Annotated in this window: 16 protein-coding genes and 1 tRNA gene; 8 read left to right on the top strand and 9 right to left on the bottom strand. The window is 30.7% G+C overall.

Annotated features, from left to right (window positions below; translation table 11 throughout):
- Window positions 1-158: 158 nt before the first annotated feature.
- Window positions 159-1,331 carry an OmpA family protein gene (locus tag ACTG3V_RS09880; RefSeq protein ID WP_439132002.1) on the bottom strand — a complete coding sequence of 391 codons (1,173 nt, stop codon included), beginning with the start codon at window positions 1,329-1,331 and terminating at the stop codon, window positions 159-161.
- 149 nt (window positions 1,332-1,480) lie between these two features.
- Window positions 1,481-2,869 carry a dipeptidase gene (locus ACTG3V_RS09885; protein ID WP_439132003.1) on the bottom strand — a complete coding sequence of 463 codons (1,389 nt, stop codon included), beginning with the start codon at window positions 2,867-2,869 and terminating at the stop codon, window positions 1,481-1,483.
- Between the two features lie 92 nt (window positions 2,870-2,961).
- On the opposite strand from ACTG3V_RS09885, the gene ACTG3V_RS09890 reads away from it, so the two are divergent.
- Window positions 2,962-3,043 (top strand) — tRNA-Leu (locus tag ACTG3V_RS09890).
- 148 nt (window positions 3,044-3,191) lie between these two features.
- On the opposite strand, the gene ACTG3V_RS09895 is transcribed toward ACTG3V_RS09890, so the two are convergent.
- The 3 genes from ACTG3V_RS09895 to ACTG3V_RS09905 form a co-directional block, all read right to left on the bottom strand.
- Entirely contained in the window at window positions 3,192-3,632 is a 441-nt protein-coding gene (locus tag ACTG3V_RS09895; RefSeq protein ID WP_439132004.1) for an acyl-CoA thioesterase, read from the bottom strand.
- A 70-nt stretch (window positions 3,633-3,702) separates the two neighbouring features.
- Window positions 3,703-5,841, bottom strand: coding sequence for a carboxy terminal-processing peptidase (locus ACTG3V_RS09900; RefSeq protein ID WP_439132005.1), 2,139 nt, complete (start codon window positions 5,839-5,841; stop codon window positions 3,703-3,705).
- 84 nt (window positions 5,842-5,925) lie between these two features.
- Window positions 5,926-6,393, bottom strand: a complete 468-nt coding sequence (locus ACTG3V_RS09905) for a hypothetical protein (protein WP_439132006.1) — start codon at window positions 6,391-6,393, stop codon at window positions 5,926-5,928.
- A gap of 207 nt (window positions 6,394-6,600) precedes the next feature.
- Between ACTG3V_RS09905 and surE the strand changes: the two genes are divergently transcribed.
- The 5 genes from surE (at window position 6,601) to ACTG3V_RS09930 (ending at window position 11,354) form a co-directional block, all read left to right on the top strand.
- A complete protein-coding gene (gene surE, locus ACTG3V_RS09910; RefSeq protein ID WP_439132007.1) occupies window positions 6,601-7,371 on the top strand; it encodes a 5'/3'-nucleotidase SurE in 771 nt (256 codons plus the stop codon).
- The gene (locus ACTG3V_RS09915) at window positions 7,359-7,646 is read left to right on the top strand and encodes a hypothetical protein (protein WP_439132008.1); all 288 of its coding nucleotides are present in this window, start codon (window positions 7,359-7,361) and stop codon (window positions 7,644-7,646) included. Before surE ends, ACTG3V_RS09915 begins: the two co-directional genes overlap by 13 nt.
- Window positions 7,646-8,758 carry a lipid-A-disaccharide synthase gene (lpxB, locus tag ACTG3V_RS09920; protein ID WP_439132009.1) on the top strand — a complete coding sequence of 371 codons (1,113 nt, stop codon included), beginning with the start codon at window positions 7,646-7,648 and terminating at the stop codon, window positions 8,756-8,758. Before ACTG3V_RS09915 ends, lpxB begins: the two co-directional genes overlap by 1 nt.
- 4 nt (window positions 8,759-8,762) lie before the next feature.
- Entirely contained in the window at window positions 8,763-9,239 is a 477-nt protein-coding gene (locus ACTG3V_RS09925) for an NlpC/P60 family protein (protein ID WP_439132010.1), read from the top strand.
- A gap of 102 nt (window positions 9,240-9,341) precedes the next feature.
- The gene (locus ACTG3V_RS09930; RefSeq protein WP_439132011.1) at window positions 9,342-11,354 is read left to right on the top strand and encodes a ComEC/Rec2 family competence protein; all 2,013 of its coding nucleotides are present in this window, start codon (window positions 9,342-9,344) and stop codon (window positions 11,352-11,354) included.
- Window positions 11,355-11,364: 10 nt separating this feature from the next.
- Here ACTG3V_RS09930 and ACTG3V_RS09935 read toward each other — a convergent pair whose 3' ends face one another.
- The 4 genes from ACTG3V_RS09935 to ACTG3V_RS09950 all read right to left on the bottom strand — a co-directional run bounded on the left by ACTG3V_RS09935 (window position 11,365) and on the right by ACTG3V_RS09950 (window position 16,708).
- Entirely contained in the window at window positions 11,365-11,916 is a 552-nt protein-coding gene (locus ACTG3V_RS09935; RefSeq protein ID WP_439132012.1) for a thioredoxin family protein, read from the bottom strand.
- A 53-nt stretch (window positions 11,917-11,969) separates the two neighbouring features.
- Window positions 11,970-13,478, bottom strand: a complete 1,509-nt coding sequence (locus tag ACTG3V_RS09940; protein ID WP_439132013.1) for a peptide MFS transporter — start codon at window positions 13,476-13,478, stop codon at window positions 11,970-11,972.
- A gap of 2 nt (window positions 13,479-13,480) precedes the next feature.
- A complete protein-coding gene (locus ACTG3V_RS09945; protein ID WP_439132014.1) occupies window positions 13,481-15,697 on the bottom strand; it encodes a S9 family peptidase in 2,217 nt (738 codons plus the stop codon).
- A gap of 201 nt (window positions 15,698-15,898) precedes the next feature.
- Complete coding sequence (locus ACTG3V_RS09950; protein ID WP_439132015.1) at window positions 15,899-16,708, bottom strand: prohibitin family protein; 810 nt, start codon at window positions 16,706-16,708, stop codon at window positions 15,899-15,901.
- 357 nt (window positions 16,709-17,065) lie between these two features.
- Here ACTG3V_RS09950 and ACTG3V_RS09955 point away from each other — a divergent pair, with 357 nt between their 5' ends.
- The gene (locus ACTG3V_RS09955; RefSeq protein WP_439132016.1) at window positions 17,066-18,799 is read left to right on the top strand and encodes a hydroxymethylglutaryl-CoA reductase, degradative; all 1,734 of its coding nucleotides are present in this window, start codon (window positions 17,066-17,068) and stop codon (window positions 18,797-18,799) included.
- A complete protein-coding gene (locus tag ACTG3V_RS09960; RefSeq protein ID WP_439132017.1) occupies window positions 18,799-19,728 on the top strand; it encodes a GYDIA family GHMP kinase in 930 nt (309 codons plus the stop codon). Before ACTG3V_RS09955 ends, ACTG3V_RS09960 begins: the two co-directional genes overlap by 1 nt.
- The last annotated feature ends 78 nt before the right edge of the window (window positions 19,729-19,806 follow it).

Below are 19,806 nucleotides of genomic sequence, written 5' to 3' on the forward strand. Positions count from 1 at the left end.
TCAAAAATAAAAACCTATAAAGTTTAAAAAGCTATTAAGAAAAATAAGATTTCTTAATAGCTTTTTTAAATTTAATGTATGAAAAAGAAAAACTCTTTTAATCACCTCTAGTATTCCTAATCTCTTTTTTACAAAAGAATAATTTTTGAAAATATAATTTATTTTAATTTAAAAGTAACTTTTCTTGCTAATTGTCTTGCTTCTTTTGCAACACTTTTATCTTCACCACCACCAAAATAAGACAATCTAGAAGGCTTAATACCAGCAGCAACTAATACATCAAAAACTTTTTTAGCTCTATTTTGTGATAAGCTTATGTTGGTTTCTTCTTTACCAGTTTCATCTGCATACCCTATTAATTCTGCATTTATGGTAGGGTTATCGATCATAAATTGTTTTAAATAATTTACAGAATTTAAAGATCCTTCTTGTATCTCTGTTTTGTTAGTATCAAAATAAACATTGATATAACCACTGTTTAATAAACTTTGAATAAAACCTACATTTGATCCAGTAACTACACTAGCATATTTATCAGCTTCGTCTTTTCTGATATATCTTGCATCTAATTCTGTCATTATCAGTTCTTTGTTAGGAGAAGCTTCTTCTTTAGCTTTTAAGATATTAATTTCATTTTCAGCCTTAGCTAATCTTTCTTTAAGTGCATCAATTTCGCCATCTACAACCATTTCTTCTGTAACTTCTTTAGAGAATTCAGCCAATTTTTTATTTCTACCCAAAGCTATGTTAACACCTATTGAAGTGTTAAAAAAACTAATGTTAGATTCTCTAACAGCAGTATTTACACCTCCATCTACATTGTCATTTTGTCCAAAATGAATAAAAGATGAAAAGTCTAAAAACAAACCTATTCTTTCTGTGAGCTTAAATTGAGGGCTTAAACCAAAACTTAAAGGTATCATAAAATCACCTCCATTATCTGCTGGTTCAGTCACATTAAGTGATGCTGCACCTATACCAGCATGACCTAATATGTTAAAATGCTCTGTCCAAGAATCAAAATGTAAAATATTACCAACGTTTATAACGCTTTCTATAGAGGCTCTGTAATAATTTGATTTAAATGGTGCTCCAGCTGATTCTGAAAAGCTATTGTAACCTAAATCTAGACGTACACCAAAACGTTCATTAAACATGTAACGAACCCCAAAGTTTCCTTGTCCTAAAAGAGATGCGCTTCTCCCTGCTGAAATCGTAGAACCTACCCTATGTATTCCTGCTCCTAGATCAACAGACCAAGGGCTAAATTCTTGAGCATTGGTTAATAAAGATACTAATGTAAAAAGTACCCCAAAGTAAATTTTCTTCATAATTAATTTTATTTTCGATTGATTTATATATTTAGACCTAAGGTCAAATTTAAAACTCTTTAATTAATTTTGGGGAATTTATTTGTAAACTGTTATATAACCTCGTTAAACTGAATTTTTTAAAGGTTAAAGTGTTGCAAATATAATAATTATCTATATAGATTAGCGAAATTAGCATAAAAATATGGTATAGTTTCTATGCCTTTTAAATAGTTCCAAACCCCAAAATGTTCATTTGGTGAATGAATTGCATCAGAATTTAAACCAAAGCCCATTAAAATAGTTTTACTACTTAACTCTTTTTCAAATAAAGCAACTATAGGTATGCTTCCACCACTTCTTTGCGGAATTGGGATTTTACCAAATGTGGTTTGGTAAGCTAAACTTGCAGCCTGGTAGCCAATATTATCAATAGGTGTTACATAACCTTGCCCCCCATGATGTGGAGTGACTTTTACTTTTACAGCTTTTGGAGCAATATTTTCAAAATGATTTTTGAATAATTTAGTAATCTCTTTCCAATCTTGATGAGGCACTAACCTCATAGAAATTTTAGCATATGCTTTACTAGCAATAACTGTTTTAGCCCCTTCACCAGTATAACCTCCCCAAATTCCGTTAACATCTAAAGTTGGTCTTATTGAATTCCTTTCATTTGTTGTATATCCTACTTCACCATAAACATCTCCAATATCAATCGATTTTTTATAGTCTTCTTTAGAAAAAGGAGCTTTTGCCATTTCTGCTCTTTCTTCTTTGGATAATTCTTCTACTTTATCATAAAAGCCTGGTATCGTAATATGGTTGTTTTCATCATGTAAAGAAGCAATCATTTTAGTTAAAATATTAATAGGATTTGCCACAGCACCACCATAAAGACCTGAATGTAGATCTCTGTTTGGACCAGTAACTTCAACTTCAACATAACTTAAACCACGCAAACCTGTTGTAATTGAAGGAATATCATTAGCAATCATGCCTGTATCTGATATTAGAATAACATCATTTGCTAATTTCTCTTTATTTCTTGGCACAAACCAAGACAAACTTTCAGAACCTACTTCTTCTTCACCTTCAATCATAAATTTTACGTTACAAGGTAAATTTCCAGATGACGTCATGTATTCTAAGGCTTTAATGTGCATATACATTTGTCCTTTGTCATCACATGCACCTCTTGCAAAAATGGCTCCTTCAGGATGAATATCTGTTTTTTTAATTATTGGTTCAAAAGGAGGGGTTGTCCATAGTTCTATTGGATCTGCAGGCTGCACGTCATAATGCCCATATATTAAAACGGTAGGTAAATTTTTATCAATTATTTTTTCTCCATAAATAATAGGGTAACCAGGTGTTTCGCACAATTCAACTTTATCACAACCTGCTTCTTTTAAGCTTGTTAAAACAAAGTCTGCAGTTTGTAAAACCTCTTTTTTATACGCTGAATCAGCACTAATGGAAGGCAATTTTAATAATTCGAATAACTCATTTAAGAAACGATTTTTGTTTTTTGCTATATAAGATTGAATAGTATGCATTCTAAATTTTTAAATTTTATTTCAAAAATAGAAAAATAATAATGAACTGCTTTGTAGTTTCTTCTGATTGTTTATATTTGCAATCCAAAATTGCAGGCGTGGTGGAATTGGTAGACACGCTAGACTTAGGATCTAGTGCCGCGAGGTGTGAGAGTTCGAGTCTCTCCGCCTGTACAGATAAAAGCTTCTCAACTTGAGAAGCTTTTTTATTTTTTCAAAATTCATTTAGACTAATTTCTAATCAAATTAGTTGTTAGCGTATGAATTATAATGAGTTAATGTTTATCTTACTTATTCTTATTTTTTTGCAATAGCCCTAAAGTCATTTTAAGGGAATAACCTTAAAATCTTCACTTTTTTCTGCATTCTCAAATAAATATTGTGCTTCTTTTGGAGGAATGGTTAATTTACGTTTTGTTAAATCGATCCAAGCCCCATATACTTTTATTGTAGCCGATAATTTTCCTGCATCATTAAAAACTTCGTGAGTAATTTTCCATCGCTCATTATTTTGTGATAGTCCAGAAATTTTCATGTTTACAGTTATGTTTTCACCTAAATGAATTTCTTTTCTAAAAGAGGTGTACTCTTCAAATAAAATAGGGCCTATATTATGTTTGGTAAACTCTTCAATAGAAAACTTTTGTGAAGCAAAATAGCGTGCTCTTACCTCTGCAGCATATTCATTATAAGCTGTATGTCGCATGTGCCTATTGGGGTCAAAATCTGACCATTTTGTGGCGAATGTTACTTTAAATTCCATAGTTAAAAAAAATAAAAAACCTGATAAGTTTAAGACTAATCAGGTTTGGTAAATACAATTTTATTATTGATTAATTTTTTACAATTTCTGTTTTTTCTCTTAGTTTTAATTCACTAAGTACATTTAAAGCTTCAGAAATGTACATGTCTTTGGCTAAATTTTTGTGCCAAGCTACTCTTTTATCCTTTAAATCTTCATTTTCTTTAAATAAAGACTGCTCATATTTAGGGGATGTAAATGTTAAATTCGATTTGTAATCGAAAACAGATTTGAATTTTTCAGCCTCTTTTTCTTTAGCTTCACTTTCATTAAAAAATTCTTTATAATTTAAAGAGTATGATGTGTTATCTTGATTTTCTTTTAACCATTTTGCATATTCGTTAACCAATTTAAAGTTTTCACTGTTAGCAATTCTTTGTTTGCTATTATATACAACATCGTTAAAGTTGGCATAAGAGTTGGTTTGCGTATATTTGGCTTGTGGTACTTTATCCCAAGCCAAAGCTCCTGTCAGGTCTCGCTCCCCATATTTCATGTAACTTAATCTACTTGGCATTGCAATGTCTGAGTACACGCCTTCTTGTTGGGTAGAGCCTCCATTTACTCTATAGAATTTTTGAATGGTCATTTTTATGTACCCCAAATCTTTTTTGTATTTAGGATAAAATTGATTGATAGGCAGTACATTTTGTACAGTTCCTTTTCCATAGGTTTGGTTTCCTCCTAAAATAACTCCTCTTTTGTAATCTTGCATAGCAGCTGCAAAAATTTCAGAGGCAGATGCCGAAAACTCATTTACCAAAACAACAACAGATTTATCCCATTGAACTTTTGGATCAATATCTTCCTTTACAATTGGGTTTTCGCCTCTGTATTTTACTTGTACTACAGGGCCTTCATCTATAAACAAACCAGAAATTTCTATTGCAGTTTTTAAAGAGCCACCACCATTGTTTCTTAAATCGATAATTAACCCAGTAACCCCTTCTGCTTTTAATCTTTCAATTTCTTTTTCCATGTCTTTTGCAGAATCTCTGTAATTATTATCGCTAAAATCAATATAAAAACTTGGTAAATCTATAATGGCATATTTTTTTCCTTCTTTTTCTACAATGCTTGATTTTACAAAGGTTTCATCTAATTGCACCACATCTCTAATTATGGAAATTACTTCTATACTACCTGTTAATTTTTTCTTTACAGTTAACCTAACTTCAGTGCCTTTTTTACCTTTTATAAATTTTATAGCATCATCTAAACGCATCCCTACAATATCAAGTGGTTCCTCATCACCTTGTGCTACTTTTAAAATAATATCACCAGGTTCTAAATCTCCTTGCTTCGAAGCTGGGCCACCAGCAACCAATTCAAAAACGTGTGTATATATTCCTTTTTTTTGCAAACGCGCCCCAATACCTTCTAATTTTCCAGAAATGGTTTGGTCAAAACGTTCTTTAATTCTTGGATCCATATATGTAGTATGCGGATCAAAAGCACTTACCACAGAATTTAAGAATGTAGAGAACCAATCATCATGTTCTAATTCCTCGATTCTTAAGTATAATTCTTCCATGTTTTTTAAAACTTCTGCTCTAGCTTCTTTTTCTAAAGTTTTAAAAGATTTTACTTTGAAGTTTTTATCTTTTTCTAATTTTAATTTTTGTAATTCTGTTTGTTCTTGAATTCTGCTTAGGGTCTGTAATTTTAATTGCTTTCTCCAATAATCAATAAGTTCATTATCATTTTTTGCAAATGGTACAGTTGTATAATCTAAATCAATTGTTTCATTTTTCTTAAAATCAAAAGGCTGTGCCAATAAATCGCCATAATACGATTTTGCATTTTTAATTTTTTCTAAAAATCTGCCATATACCAAATTATAAAAACTTAAATCGTCTTGTAAAAGTTGATTGTCGATTTCATACTTGTATATCGAAAATTCTTTAATGTCTTGTTTTGTGAAATACCTTTTACTGCTATCTAAAGCATCAATAAAAGAATCGAAAATTTGTTCAGACAAATCATCATTAATGTCTTTTTGAACAAAATGTAATCTGCTCAATACATTTTTTAACACATAAATAATAACTTTATCTTTTTCTGGGTCATTATTTATAATTTCGGTGTTTGTTGATGCTTGTATTGCAAAACTATTTGCCAATAAAACAATCGCTAAAAAAGCAGTACTCAATTTAAACTTCGTCTTCATATATCTACTGTCGTTAATTTTTATTTGTAATTACTTATTCAATGGCTAATCTACTAAAATAGTGCCAAAATATTTTATAGATTGTTATTTTTTATAAATGCCTCTAAAAATTTCAGAAATAATCTCGTTTTTTTCGTTTCTATGTTCCCATACTTGGGTTACTGAATTATCACTATTTTTAGACCAGGTTATTTGATTGTAATAATTGCCTTTATCAGATTTGATAATTTCGCTTTTTAAAATCATTTTTCCATCAATTAACCTGCCTTTTAAAACTAATGAAAAACCGGTATTATCTATCCAAACTTGATTCCAAGAATCATCTATTTTATTGTAATAATTATAGCTTGTTCCTCTATTAGAGCTAGTTTTAGAAACCCAGTTTTCTTGCATCACACAATTGCTTTGCATTTTTATTAATTTGTTGGTTCCTATTAGTTTGCCTTTGGTGTTGAACACTTTCCAAGAACCTTCCCAAAAATCAAATTGGTTATATTTTTCATCAGAACATGGTGTAGTTTGAGCAATGAAATTGTTTGAAAAAAACAGCATCAAAAAAAACATAAAAGAAATACCAATTCGCAACATAGATTCCAAAATTCTATCCTTACAATATTAGTTAAAATTCAAGGTTTTTATTCTTTATAAAATGTTAAAAAGAAAATCGCCTAAAATAAATTACATTTGCTTATAGTAAGCAAAATGTAATGTTTAAATTTATGATGAAATACGACTTCATAAAGCTTAAAAATAAAAAATATGCAAGAGAAACCTTTAATTTTAGTAACCAATGATGATGGAATTACTGCTCCTGGAATTAGAGCGCTAATTAAAATAATGAATAAAATTGGCGAGGTTGTTGTTGTGGCTCCTGATAGTCCACAAAGTGGAATGGGGCATGCAATTACGGTTGATAATGTGTTAACCTGCAACCCGATTACTATAGATGATGGGCCACAATTAGAGTATACCTGTTCTGGAACTCCTGCTGATTGTGTAAAAATGGCAATTAGCGAAATTTTAAATAAGAAGCCAGATTTGTGTGTTTCTGGGATTAATCATGGTTCAAATTCATCTATCAATGTAATATACTCTGGTACTATGAGTGCTGCAATTGAAGCGGGTATAGAAGGGATTCCAGCAATTGGATTTTCGCTGTTAGATTTTAAATGGCACGCAGATTTTAAACCTTGTGAAACGTTTGTGAAAAATATTACCTTAAATACTTTGCTAAATGGTTTGCCAGAAGGTATTGTGTTAAACGTAAATATTCCTGATTTAAAAAAGGAAGAAATTAAAGGAACTAAAATTTGTAGACAAGCAATGGGGGTTTGGAAAGAAGATTTCGACAAACGTAAAAGTCCGTTTGGAAAAGAATATTATTGGCTTTCAGGAGAATTTATCAATAGAGATAAAGGGCAAGATACAGATGTATATGCTTTAGAAAATGGTTATGTTTCTATTGTGCCTGTTCAGTTTGATTTAACAGCACATCACATGATACAAAAATTAAACTCTTGGGAACTGTAAAAAAAGATATAGTAATAGGATTATTAGTTTCGCTATTTGCAACTGCAGCTGGTGGTTATTTGTATATAGAATATTTTTCTAAGTTTAGTTTTAATGAAACTTTACAAATGATAGAAGATGGCGATTTATATGGTAAAATCTTATCTATTGCTGCAATTCCTAATTTATTTGTTTTTTTAATTTATATTAAAAAGAAACAAGATCATAGAGCAAAAGGTGTTTTAATAATGACGATTTTAATTGCTTTAACTACCTTAATTTTAAAGTTTATTTAATGAAATACTACATCATAGCAGGCGAAGCTTCTGGAGATTTACACGGTTCTAATTTAATGAAAGCTTTGTATCAACAAGATTCAAACGCCGAAATTAAGTTTTGGGGTGGAGATTTAATGCAGGCTGTGGGTGGAACTTTAGTAAGCCATTATAAAGATAGGGCTTTTATGGGTTTTTTTGAAGTGCTTAGAAACCTAAATAAAGTATTGGTTTTTATTAAATTTTGTAAAAACGATATTGAATTATTTCAGCCAGATGTTATTATTTTTATCGATAATTCTGGCTTTAATCTGCGTATTGCAAAATGGGCAAAAAAACAAGGTTTTAGAACCAATTATTACATTTCCCCACAAGTTTGGGCAAGTAGAGCAAGTAGGGTAAAAGGTATTAAAAGAGATGTTGATAAAATGTTTGTTATTTTGCCTTTTGAAAAAGCATTTTATAAAAAGTTCGATTACCCAGTAACCTTTGTTGGGCATCCTTTAATTGATGCAATTGCAGATCGAAAATTATCGAATATAGAAGCTTTTAAAGCCGAGCATAATTTAGGTGATAAACCTATTATTGCATTATTACCAGGAAGTAGAAAACAAGAAATTACAAAGATGTTGGCTGTAATGTTGTCTTTGGTTGATGATTTTTCGGAATACAAATTTGTAATTGGGGGTGCACCCAGTCAAGATTTTTCTTTTTATCAACGTATAATTGGCAACAAATCAGTAAGTTTTATTGATAATAAAACCTATGATTTATTAGCGGTATCTACAGCAGCTTTGGTAACTTCTGGAACAGCAACTTTAGAAACAGCCTTGTTTAAAGTGCCTCAAGTAGTTTGTTATAAAGCTGGTTTTGTTTCTTATCAAATCGCAAAACGAATTATTACTTTAAAGTTTATTTCTTTGGTAAATTTAATCATGGATAGGGAAGTGGTTAAAGAGCTCATTCAAAATGATTTTACAAAAACTAATTTAAAAAAGGAACTCACAAAAATATTGGATAAAAAACATCGTGAAAAATTATTCCTAGATTATTTTGAATTAGAAAAAAAGTTGGGTGGAAAAGGAGCTTCAGCAAAAACAGCTAAACTAATCATTGAAGGTTTAAAAGGGTAATTTGATGAAAAAAATCTTCTTCTTATTGGTTTTTTCATTAGTGCTTACTGCTTGTTCTTCCTCAAAAAAAATAGCATCAAGCGTAAAAAAACCGAAGACAAAAACAGCGCGAATTATTGCAAATGCTCTTCAATATCAAGGTGTGGATTACAAGTTTGGTGGTACCACAAAAAAAGGAATGGATTGCTCTGGATTGGTTTATGTGGTGTTTGGCAAGGAAAATATTCAATTGCCAAGAATCTCCAGAAATATGGCTAAAAAGGGTAAAGCAATACCTTTGCGAAAGTTGAAAATAGGCGATTTGGTATTCTTTAAAATCAATAGAAGATCAAATCAAATTAACCATGTAGGCTTGGTCACTTCCATTAAAAACAGTCAAATTTATTTTATACATTCTACAAGTTCTCGAGGAGTAATTGTGTCATCCTTATCAGAAAAATATTGGAAAAAGAATTTTGTAAAAGCAACTTCAATTTTATAATTTAAGCCAAACATTCTCTTACCAATCCTAGTTTTAACAAATTACGATTGTTTTTAGCAACCCCTTTGTTCAAATTTAGTTTTTTACTATCTTTAATGCGCTATGAAGAAGGTATTGAACTACTTACCCGTACATTTTGTTGTATGTGTAATTTTAGGAATTGTACTACAATTCTATACACAGTTTTGGAAATTTGGTTTCCTAAATTTACTTTATGTTTTTATTGTATGCTTTGTTTTACTACTTGTTATAAACAACAAGATGGTTAGCACATTTTTAGTGATGCTTTTGTTTTTAATAATTGGTGTTGCTAGTGTATTTGTAAATACTAATCAAAATTATAACAATTATTATCAAAATTATATTGATGATAATACTGCTGTTATCCTAAGAGTTACTAAGGTTTTGAAACCAAGCGTTTATCATGATAAATACCAAGTTGAGGTTGTGCAAATTGATACTATCCATACTGTTGGTAAAGCCTTGCTAAATGTAGTTAAAGATTCTTTTTCAAATACTTTACAAGTTGATGAATTGGTGTTATCAAAACCAAAATTTGTTTCCATAGCAAAACCTCGAAATCCATATCAATTCAATTATCAATTGTATATGGAAAAGCAGGATGTTCATCAGCAGATATTTCTCAATTACAATGATTTTAAAACCTTAGGAATTCAACGATTTTCTTTACAAGGTGCATCAGCAAAATTTAGGAATAAAGTACAAGAATCACTTAAAAAATACCATTTTGGTAAAGATGAATTTGCAGTAATCAACGCTTTGTTGTTAGGACAAAGACAAGAAATTTCTAAAGAATTAAGTAGCAATTACGCAAAAGCGGGTGCCATACATATTTTAGCGGTTTCTGGTTTACACGTAGGAATTATACTATGGATTTTAACTTGGTTGTTGCAACCTTTAGAAAGGCTTCCCAAAGGAAAAATAATAAAAACAGTATGCATTGTTTTGTTACTTTGGATGTTTGCTTTTATTGCAGGTTTATCTGCATCAGTAACAAGAGCGGTTACCATGTTTACATTCTTAGCAATTGGTTTGTCGTTTCAAAGAAAAAATATTGTATTGTTTTCATTAATTTCTTCCATGTTTTTCTTGTTACTTTTTAAACCAATGTTTTTGTTTGATGTTGGTTTTCAACTCAGTTATTTAGCCGTTTTTGGCATTATTTTTATACAACCTAAATTATTTAAACAGTACACACCAATATTTTGGTTAGACAAAAAGATATGGGAAATAACATCGGTTTCTGTTGCAGCACAAATTGGTGTATTGCCTTTAAGTTTGTTTTATTTCCATCAATTTCCGGGTTTGTTTATGGTGTCGAATTTGGTGATTATCCCTTTTTTGAGTGCAATTTTAGTAGGGGGAATTCTTATCATCCTATTCGCTTTAATTGGCATTTTACCACAATTTGTAGCCTCCATTTATGGCGAAATTATAGCCTTATTAAATACTTTTGTGTATTGGGTTTCTCATCAAGAAAAGTTTCTCTTTCAAGAAATTTCATTATCAATAGTGATGGTTTTGGCAGTGTATTTTAGTATAATTATGATTTATAGATTTTTAATAGATACATCACCAAAAAAGATGATTCATCTGCTGTGTTGTGTTATAATTATTCAATGTATTTATGTTGTTGAATACCATCAATCAGAGGCAAAAAAGCAGTTAGTGGTGTTTCATAAGAGTAGAAACTCAATAATCGGAAAAAGAATAGGGAGTAAGATTACGATACATCATGATATTGACAGTCTAGATGTTTTAAAATTAAACCTAGTTCAGTCGTTTGTTATTGGCGAAAATGTAAGCGCAAATGCTGTAAAGGATATTCCGAAAATTTTTCAGATTAAAAATCAACAAATTTTGGTTTTAGATAGTTTGGGAGTGTATCAAATAAACAATTTAGAAAAGCCAATAGTTATATTGCAACAATCACCAAAAATAAATTTAGAAAGGTTGATTAAAACCTTATCACCAAAACAAATTATTGCTGATGGTTCTAATTATAAAAGTTATGTAAACCGATGGCGAAAAACGGCTGAAAAACAAAAAACTCCATTTCATTACACGGGTAAAAATGGAGCTTTTGTATATTAGGTTATAACTATTATTTTACTTTAAATTGTGGTGTAAAAGCATCAAAATATGCTTGAAATTCTTCTTTAGTTTTAATTTCTTTATGTTTATCAGCTACAAATAATTTTAGGTAAAACTCAAGTTGATTGGGTTTATAAAAACCAGTTAAAGGATATAAAAAATTACCATCTTCATCAAAAAAAGCGATGGTTGGGTAACCTCTTAAGTCTAAATAATTTGCAAATTGATGAGAACTGTTTCTGCGATTAGCTTTCGACGCATCATAATTTGGATTTGAAAATTCGTTTTCTTTGTAGGTAAATGTATCATTCCCTTCGCCGTTAAATTTTACAGCATAAAAATTTTCATTTACGTAGTTTGCAACATCTTCGTTTTGAAAGGTTTGTTTGTCTAACATTTTACATGGACCACACCAATTGGTGTAGACATCTACCATTATTTTCTTTGGGTTTTTCTGTTGAAGTGCTAAAGCTTCATCCATAGAAACCCAATTTATTTTTTGTGCATTTATTGAAATACAAACAAATGCAATTGCACAAAGTGATACTATTTTTTTCTTCATAATTTTATTGGTCGCAAATGATATGCCAATTTTACAATTAACGTTTTATTTTTTTAATGAACATTGCCTAATAATTTTTTCATTAATGGTGAAAATAACAATACAATTACACCAGCACCTAAAGCATACATTGCTATTAAATGAAAACCATCAGTATAAATGCTTAAAGTTTCTAATCCTCCAACGTTAGTATCTGTGCTTTCAACAGCCAATTGTTCGCCAATAAAACCTACAATTTGAAAGGCAAAAGCCGATGATAAAAACCAAACCCCCATCATAAAAGCTACAATATTTATTGGAGATAAATCCGTGATTTTAGATAAACCAACAGGTGACATAAAAAGCTCTCCTATAGACAATATAAAATACATAATTAACAGATACACAAAAGGAACCATTCCATTTTCGTCTGCACTTGCGCCACTAATAGATAAAATATAAAAACACAAACCTGCTAATAATAAACCGAAACCAAACTTAAAAGGTGTTCTAGGATTCATACCTTTTTTAGCCAAATAACCCCATAATAAAGAAATTGGAATTGCTAAAATTATAATAAACATGGAGTTTAAAGAGTTTGTTTGAGCCGCACTCATTATGCCATCTAAAGCCACATTTCTTGATGCAAATAGTGTAATTACACTACCAGATAATTCATGAAAACCCCAAAACAGGGTCATAAAAAATGTAATCAATACAGCCATTATTAGTTTTTTTCTGGCATCAGTATCTAATTTAAGCATTATGTAAACCAAGTAGCCTAAAACAGCAAAACCTATAAATTTAAAAATTCCGCTAACATAGTTTTCTTGCCAAGATGCCAATAAATATGCAATACCAGGGGCACATAAAAACGCAATAATTGGTATTAAAGTTTTTTGAGGAATCCCTAGAATTTTCTTTTCATAAACTTCCTTACTTGGTGGCATTCCTTTATCACCAAAAATATTTTTCTTGATTCCACTCCAAAAGAATATCAAACCTGTTAACATACCAATTCCTGCTAAACCAAAACCATAGTGGTAACCATATTCAAGTGCTAACCAACCACACAAAAGTGGTGCAATCCATCCTCCTATATTAATTCCCATGTAAAAAATAGTGAAGCCAGAATCTTTTCTAATGTCTCCTTCTTTATATAAAGCACCTACAAATGTTGATATGTTTGGTTTAAAGAAACCATTACCCACAACAATAAAAGCCAAAGCTAAAAAAAAGGCGATATCATTTTCTATTGCTAAAACAAAATGCCCTAAAGACATTAATATACCTCCTAAAAAAATTGAGGCACGCATTCCTAGAATTTTATCAGAAATTTGACCACCAATTACAGTTGAAGCATATACTAAAGAACCATAAGAAGCATACACTACAGCTGTAGCTGTATCTCTTTCTACTATAGCTTTAAAAATATGTTCTACCATATAAAGCGTTAGCAATGCTCTCATTCCATAGAAACTAAAACGTTCCCATAATTCTGCAAAGAATAAATAAAATAACCCTTTTGGATGCCCAAACATTTGTGGGTCTTCTACAGTTGTACTTACACCTTTATCTAACATAATTATCCTTTTATTTCAGTTGTTTTATTTGATTTCTCTATTAAATGTTCTTCAACATAATTCGTCATTTTTGTAAATAAATTTAAACGAACATTTTTACCTTTTCGAATACCATGCGCTCTATCTGGTACAATATGCATGTCAAATTGTTTGTTGGCATCAATTAAAGCGTTAATCATTCTGTATGAGTTTTGTACATGTACGTTGTCATCTCCAGTACCATGCACTAATAAATAATTGCCCTCTAATTTATCTGCATAATTTATAGGGGAATTATCATCATAACCACTAGCGTTTTCTTGCGGAGTTTCCATATATCTTTCTGTATAAACAGAATCGTAAAAGCGCCAAGAAGTTACAGGCGCAACAGCAATGGCTGTAGAAAAAATATCGCTACCTTTTAAAATAGCATTTGTGCTCATAAAACCGCCAAAAGACCATCCCCAGATACCAATATTATCTTTATCGATATACGAACGCTCTGCTAATTTTTTAGCAGCAGCTATTTGGTCTTCAACTTCGTATTTACCCAATTCTTTTTGGGTTATTTTTTTAAAGTCGGCGCCTTTTAAACCAGTTCCACGTCCGTCAATACACACCACAATCATTCCTTTTTGAGCTAACATATTGTGCCAATAATCGTTTGCACTGTTCCAAGCGTTACCAACTTGTTGAGAACCTGGCCCAGAATATTGAAACATAAAAAGTGGGTATTGTTTGTTTTCATCAAAATCTACAGGTTTAATCATCCACATGTTTAAATCATTACCATTAATGTTGATGGTAGAAAATTCTTTCGGACTCATTTTATAATCTGCTAATTCTTCTTTTAGGGCAGCATTGTCTAAAATTACCTTTAGCATTTCACCTTCTGCAGTGTATAATGAGTAAATTGGCGGAATTTCTGCAGACGAAAAAGTATTGATAAAGTAATTTAAATTTGTGCTAAAAGCTGCACTATTCTGCCCATCTTTATTGCTCAATAGTTTTTTATTATTTCCATCTAAACCAATAGAATAGATACCTTTGTTGATGGAGCCATTTTCTACAGATTGATAATAAATGGTTTTTTTAGCTGCGTTAAAACCATAATATCTAGTGACTTCCCAATTGCCTTTTGTAATTTGGTTGATGAGTTTTCCGTTAAAATCATAATGATAAATGTGATTGTAACCATCTTTTTCGCTGGTCCAGATAAATGAATTATCAACTAAAAAAGTAAGATTATTAGTAATATCTATATAGGCTTTATCCGTTTCATTTAATAATAATGAAGATGAACTTCTTAAGGCATTAACTTTATGTAATTTTAAATTATTTTGATGACGATTTAACGTTGTTGCCACTAAAATGGCATCATTATTTGTCCATTTAATTCTAGGGATATATTCATAATCACCCAAAGCAATTTTCTTACTATTTTTTGATGCTAGCGTGTACATGTGTAAGGTAACATCCGCATTTTTTTCGCCGGCTTTTGGATATTTAAATACTTGTTGATCTGGGTATAAACCATTACCAACAATATCCATAGAAAAAGTTGGTACATTACGTTCATCGAAACGCAAAAAAGCGAGGTATTTGCTATTGTTACTCCACTCAAAAGCTCTTACAAAAGCAAACTCTTCTTCGTACACCCAGTCTGTAATTCCGTTAATAATGCTATTTTTCTTTCCGTCTTTAGTAACTTGTGTTAGGCTATTTTTAGAAAAATCTTTGATAAATAAATTGTTGTTTTTAGCGTAGGCTACTTTTTTATTATCTGGAGAAAAAATAGGTTCTTGAATATCTTTGCCAATAAGCGATAAGGATTTTGAGGCAATATCATATGCATAAAAAGTACCTTTATAAGAACGTCTGTAAATTTTTTCGAAATCAGTACCTAAAATTAGTTTCGTTTCGTCGTTATTAAAACGATACGATTGAAAAGCATCAATTTGATTTAGATCTTTACTATTTACAATAGTTTCAATTTTTTCTAAGGTAGCGTAGCTGTACTTATCTACAGTAGTGTTGCCATCATCATCTGTGTTTAATAACGAATAGAAATCGCCATTCATAGAATTTAATGCATTCATCCTTTGTGGAGAGAATGTGCCATCCCAAATTTCTTCTAGCGTTATTTCTTTAGTTCCTGTAGTAATGTTAGCCGTTTTTTTTGGAGTTGGTTTGCAATTAATAATAAGAATGGTAGTAGTTAATAAAAATAGTTTCCTCATTTGAGTTTTTGATTTTTAAAAAGTTTGTCAAGTTTACGAAATTATTGTCAAAAAATAGTTATAAGCGTCTTTGAAAAGACATAATTTTAACTAAATTGAATACTTATTTTAGTAATCTGATAATGCAAAACCTTAAATATAGCGCATAAAAAAACTCGATATTTTTTCAAATATCGAGTTAATGTTAAGTTTTATAAAAATCTATTTATTTTCATTTGTAGTTTCTTCTTTCGCATCTGTTTCATTGCCTACAATTAAAGGTGTTTTACCATCTGTAATAATTACTTTAGCATTTTGCGATCTTGCCAATTCTCTAAAAGCCTCAATAGCCTTAATTCTAATAATTCCATTCGTTAATCCTTCAGCAATAATTAATTGCGCATCTCTTTCACCTTTTGCATTGATAATTTTTCGCTCAGCCTCTAGTTTTTCTTGTTTTAAAACAAACTCCATACGCATGGCATCTTGTTCTGCTTGTAATTTTCTTTCAACAGAACTTGCAAGTCCTCTAGGTAGTTGAATACGTTTCATTAAAACCGCAATCAATTCTATACCATCAGCCTGTTTTTCAAGATTGACTTTCATTTTTTCTAAAATTTCTTTTTCAATATTTGCTCTCATCCCAGAGTGCATGTCTTTAGCAAAAAATTTAGCACAAACATCGGATGCTGCAGATCTAAAAACACTAGTAATTACGTTTTCGTAATCTGGACCAAGATTTTTTAAAACAGATGCCACTTTATCTCCTTGTAATCTGTGTAAAATTGATATTTCTGAATTTACACTCAAACCTTCCTTACTTGGCAGTGTTAAAACCAACTTTATGTTTTTGGTTTGTGTAGATTCTTTGACTACTTTACTGGTTATAGGATTGTAGAAAACTGTTCCTTGTGTTTGTACTTCGTTAGATAGTTTTCCTAAGGTTTGTTTGATGCCTACTTCTCCAGGTCTAATAACAGCACAGCTTGTGCAAATAACAGCCACTAAAACTAAAATGCTAAATTTTCTCATAATGTATTGTTTTTATAGGTTTTTTTATTTTTGATGAAATCATAAAAAAATACCATCAAAATTTTGATAATGGATTAATAAATGTTACACACAAATGTAATAGTATTACTTTTATTTGTGAGATTTTAAAAATAAATTTTATTTATTAAATAATTGTATAATCTTATCATTTGTTGAATATGTGTTAATTAATGATAAAAAATTACAGATATAATATAGAATTATTAATAATTAGTTAAATAACTAAGAATTTTTCAATTATTTTTTCTTTAAATTTTGTAATTACTCTCCCTTAAAATTGCTATCCTGTTTATTATAGATTCGTTTATCTTTGTTGCTCTAAGATACAGATACAACATGAGCGAAATTATTGCTGGTTTTTCGAAGTTTACTAAAGAAGAAAAAATAGATTGGCTTGCCAAAAATTATTTTCCAAATCCTTCTGAAACCATTGCTACCCTAGAACAATATTGGAATTCGAATGGTGATTTGCAAAAATTGCACGATGATTTTATCGAAAATACCATCACCAACTTTTACCTGCCATTTGGAGTTGCTCCTAATTTTTTAATTAATGGCAAAGTTTACACAATTCCTATGGCTATTGAAGAAAGTTCAGTGGTTGCTGCAGCTTCTTTAGTGGGTAAATTTTGGAGTACAAGAGGCGGATTTAAAACCTCGGTAATTTCGACGACTAAAATTGGGCAAGTGCATTTTATGTTTGCAGGCGATAAAAATACTTTAGAGAATTATTTTGCGAAAAATAAAACAGAATTATTAGCGGCTACTGCATCCATCACCAAAAATATGGAGAAACGTGGTGGAGGTATTTTAGATATTGTTTTGGTTGATAAAACCGAAAAATTAGACAACTATTACCAGTTGCATGTTACTTTTGAAACCAAAGATTCAATGGGTGCTAACTTTATAAATTCTTGTTTAGAAGCCATTGCTAAAAAGTTTGAAAATGATGACATAGAAATTGTAATGAGCATTCTTTCTAACTATGTTCCAGAATGTTTGGTTAGGGCAGAAGTGAGTTGTAAAATAGCAGAATTAGGGGGTGATAATCCTCAAAGATTTGCAGAAAAATTTTACCAAGCAGTACAGATAGCCAAAGTAGAACCTTATAGAGCAGTTACCCACAATAAAGGAATAATGAATGGTATAGATGCAGTGGTTTTAGCTACAGGAAACGATTTTAGAGCTATAGAAGCTGGTGCACATGCTTATGCTTCAAGAACAGGTAGCTACACGAGTTTATCAGATTGTACTATTGATGATGGAATTTTTAAATTTTGGATCGAAATTCCATTAGCTTTAGGAACGGTTGGTGGTCTTACAGCTTTGCATCCTATTGCAAAACTTTCTTTAGCATTAATGCAGCAACCCTCAGCCAAAGACTTGATGCAAATTATAGCAGCTGCAGGCTTGGCTCAAAATTTTGCAGCACTTAGAGCCCTAACAACTAAAGGGATTCAGCATGGACACATGAAAATGCACTTGCAAAATATTTTAAATCAATTTGATGCTACAGATGATGAAAAACAAAAAGTTGAGACATTTTTTAAGGATAAAACTGTGTCACATTCTGCAGTAGCAGAAAAGTTAAAAACCATTAGAAAACCTAAAATACAATGGATTGATTTTTTAAATGAAGAGTTGATTCGTGAAAAATTATCACAATTAGAGTACACAACAAAGCCAGTTTTCGGGAAAATGAATGCCCAACAAATGATTGAACATCTCAGTTTTGTAACTCAAATTGCAAATGGCACTATAAAAACAGGTTTGTATGTTTCTGATGAAAAAACGGCACGAAGAAGACCTTTTTTAAATTCAGAAAATGAGCTAACACAGGGTTTTAGACCTTCTTTTTTGTCTGATGAACCAATGGTAGAGAAGTTCAATTCAATTGCGGAAGCTATCGATGATTTGTTACAGCAAATTCAAAACTTTACATCATACTATACTACCAATCCTAAAGCAACTATTGTGCATCCATTTTTTGGGGAATTAAATTACCAACACTGGAAAAAGTTTCAGATAAAGCATTTTACACATCACTTTAAACAATTTAATTTGTTGTAATGAACTATTATTCAAACGGAAAATTACTATTAACAGGAGAATATTTGGTGCTTGATGGAGCTAAGGCTTTGGCTGTGCCAACTAAATTTGGACAAGATTTAATAGTAAAAACCATAAAAGAACCTCAATTAATTTGGGGAAGTTTTACAAACAAAGGCCAATGTTGGTTCGAAGCCGTTATTGATTTAACAAAATTTAGGTTAATTTCTACTACTTTTAATTCCGATAAAGAGGGCAGTGCAGAGCAAATTGCAGAAACATTATTGGCCATTTTAACAGAAGCAAAACGATTAAACCCAAATTTTTTAAAGATAGATGGAGGTTGTGTTGTAAAAACTAATTTAACTTTTTCAAGAAGTTGGGGGTTGGGCAGTTCATCTACCTTAATTAATTCAATAGCAAGTTGGGCCAATGTAGATGCTTTTCAATTGCTTTGGAATTCTTTTAAAGGCAGTGGTTATGATATTGCTTGTGCACAAAATGATAGACCAATTTTTTACCAAATAGAAAATAAAAAACCTGTTGTAGAGCAAGTTGAATTCCATCCAACTTTTAAAGAAAATATATTTTTTGTATACTTAAATCAGAAACAAGATTCTAAAGAGGGAATTGCGAAATTTAGAGAAAGTGGACGAAATTTTGACAAAGAGATTCAAAGAATTTCAGAAATTTCTAATGAGTTTTTAGAGGTGAAATCAATTACCGATTTCGATAAATTAATGAAAGAACATGAGGAAATTATTGCATCAATCATAAAAATGAAACCTGTTAAAGAAAAATTATTTCCAGATTATGAATTGGGTGAAATAAAAAGTTTAGGTGCTTGGGGTGGCGATTTTGTGATGGTTACAGGAAATGAACAAACACCCAACTATTTTAAAAATAAAGGCTTTGATACAGTTTTAAGTTATCAGCAAATAATTCTATAAAAAACATTTAGGTTTCAACTGCGTTGGACCTGATGACAAACTTGTTAAATGTCTCCTCGAACGCAGTCGAGAGTTTTG

This window comes from Polaribacter sp. (assembly GCF_965660385.1).
GTDB lineage: Bacteria > Bacteroidota > Bacteroidia > Flavobacteriales > Flavobacteriaceae > Polaribacter.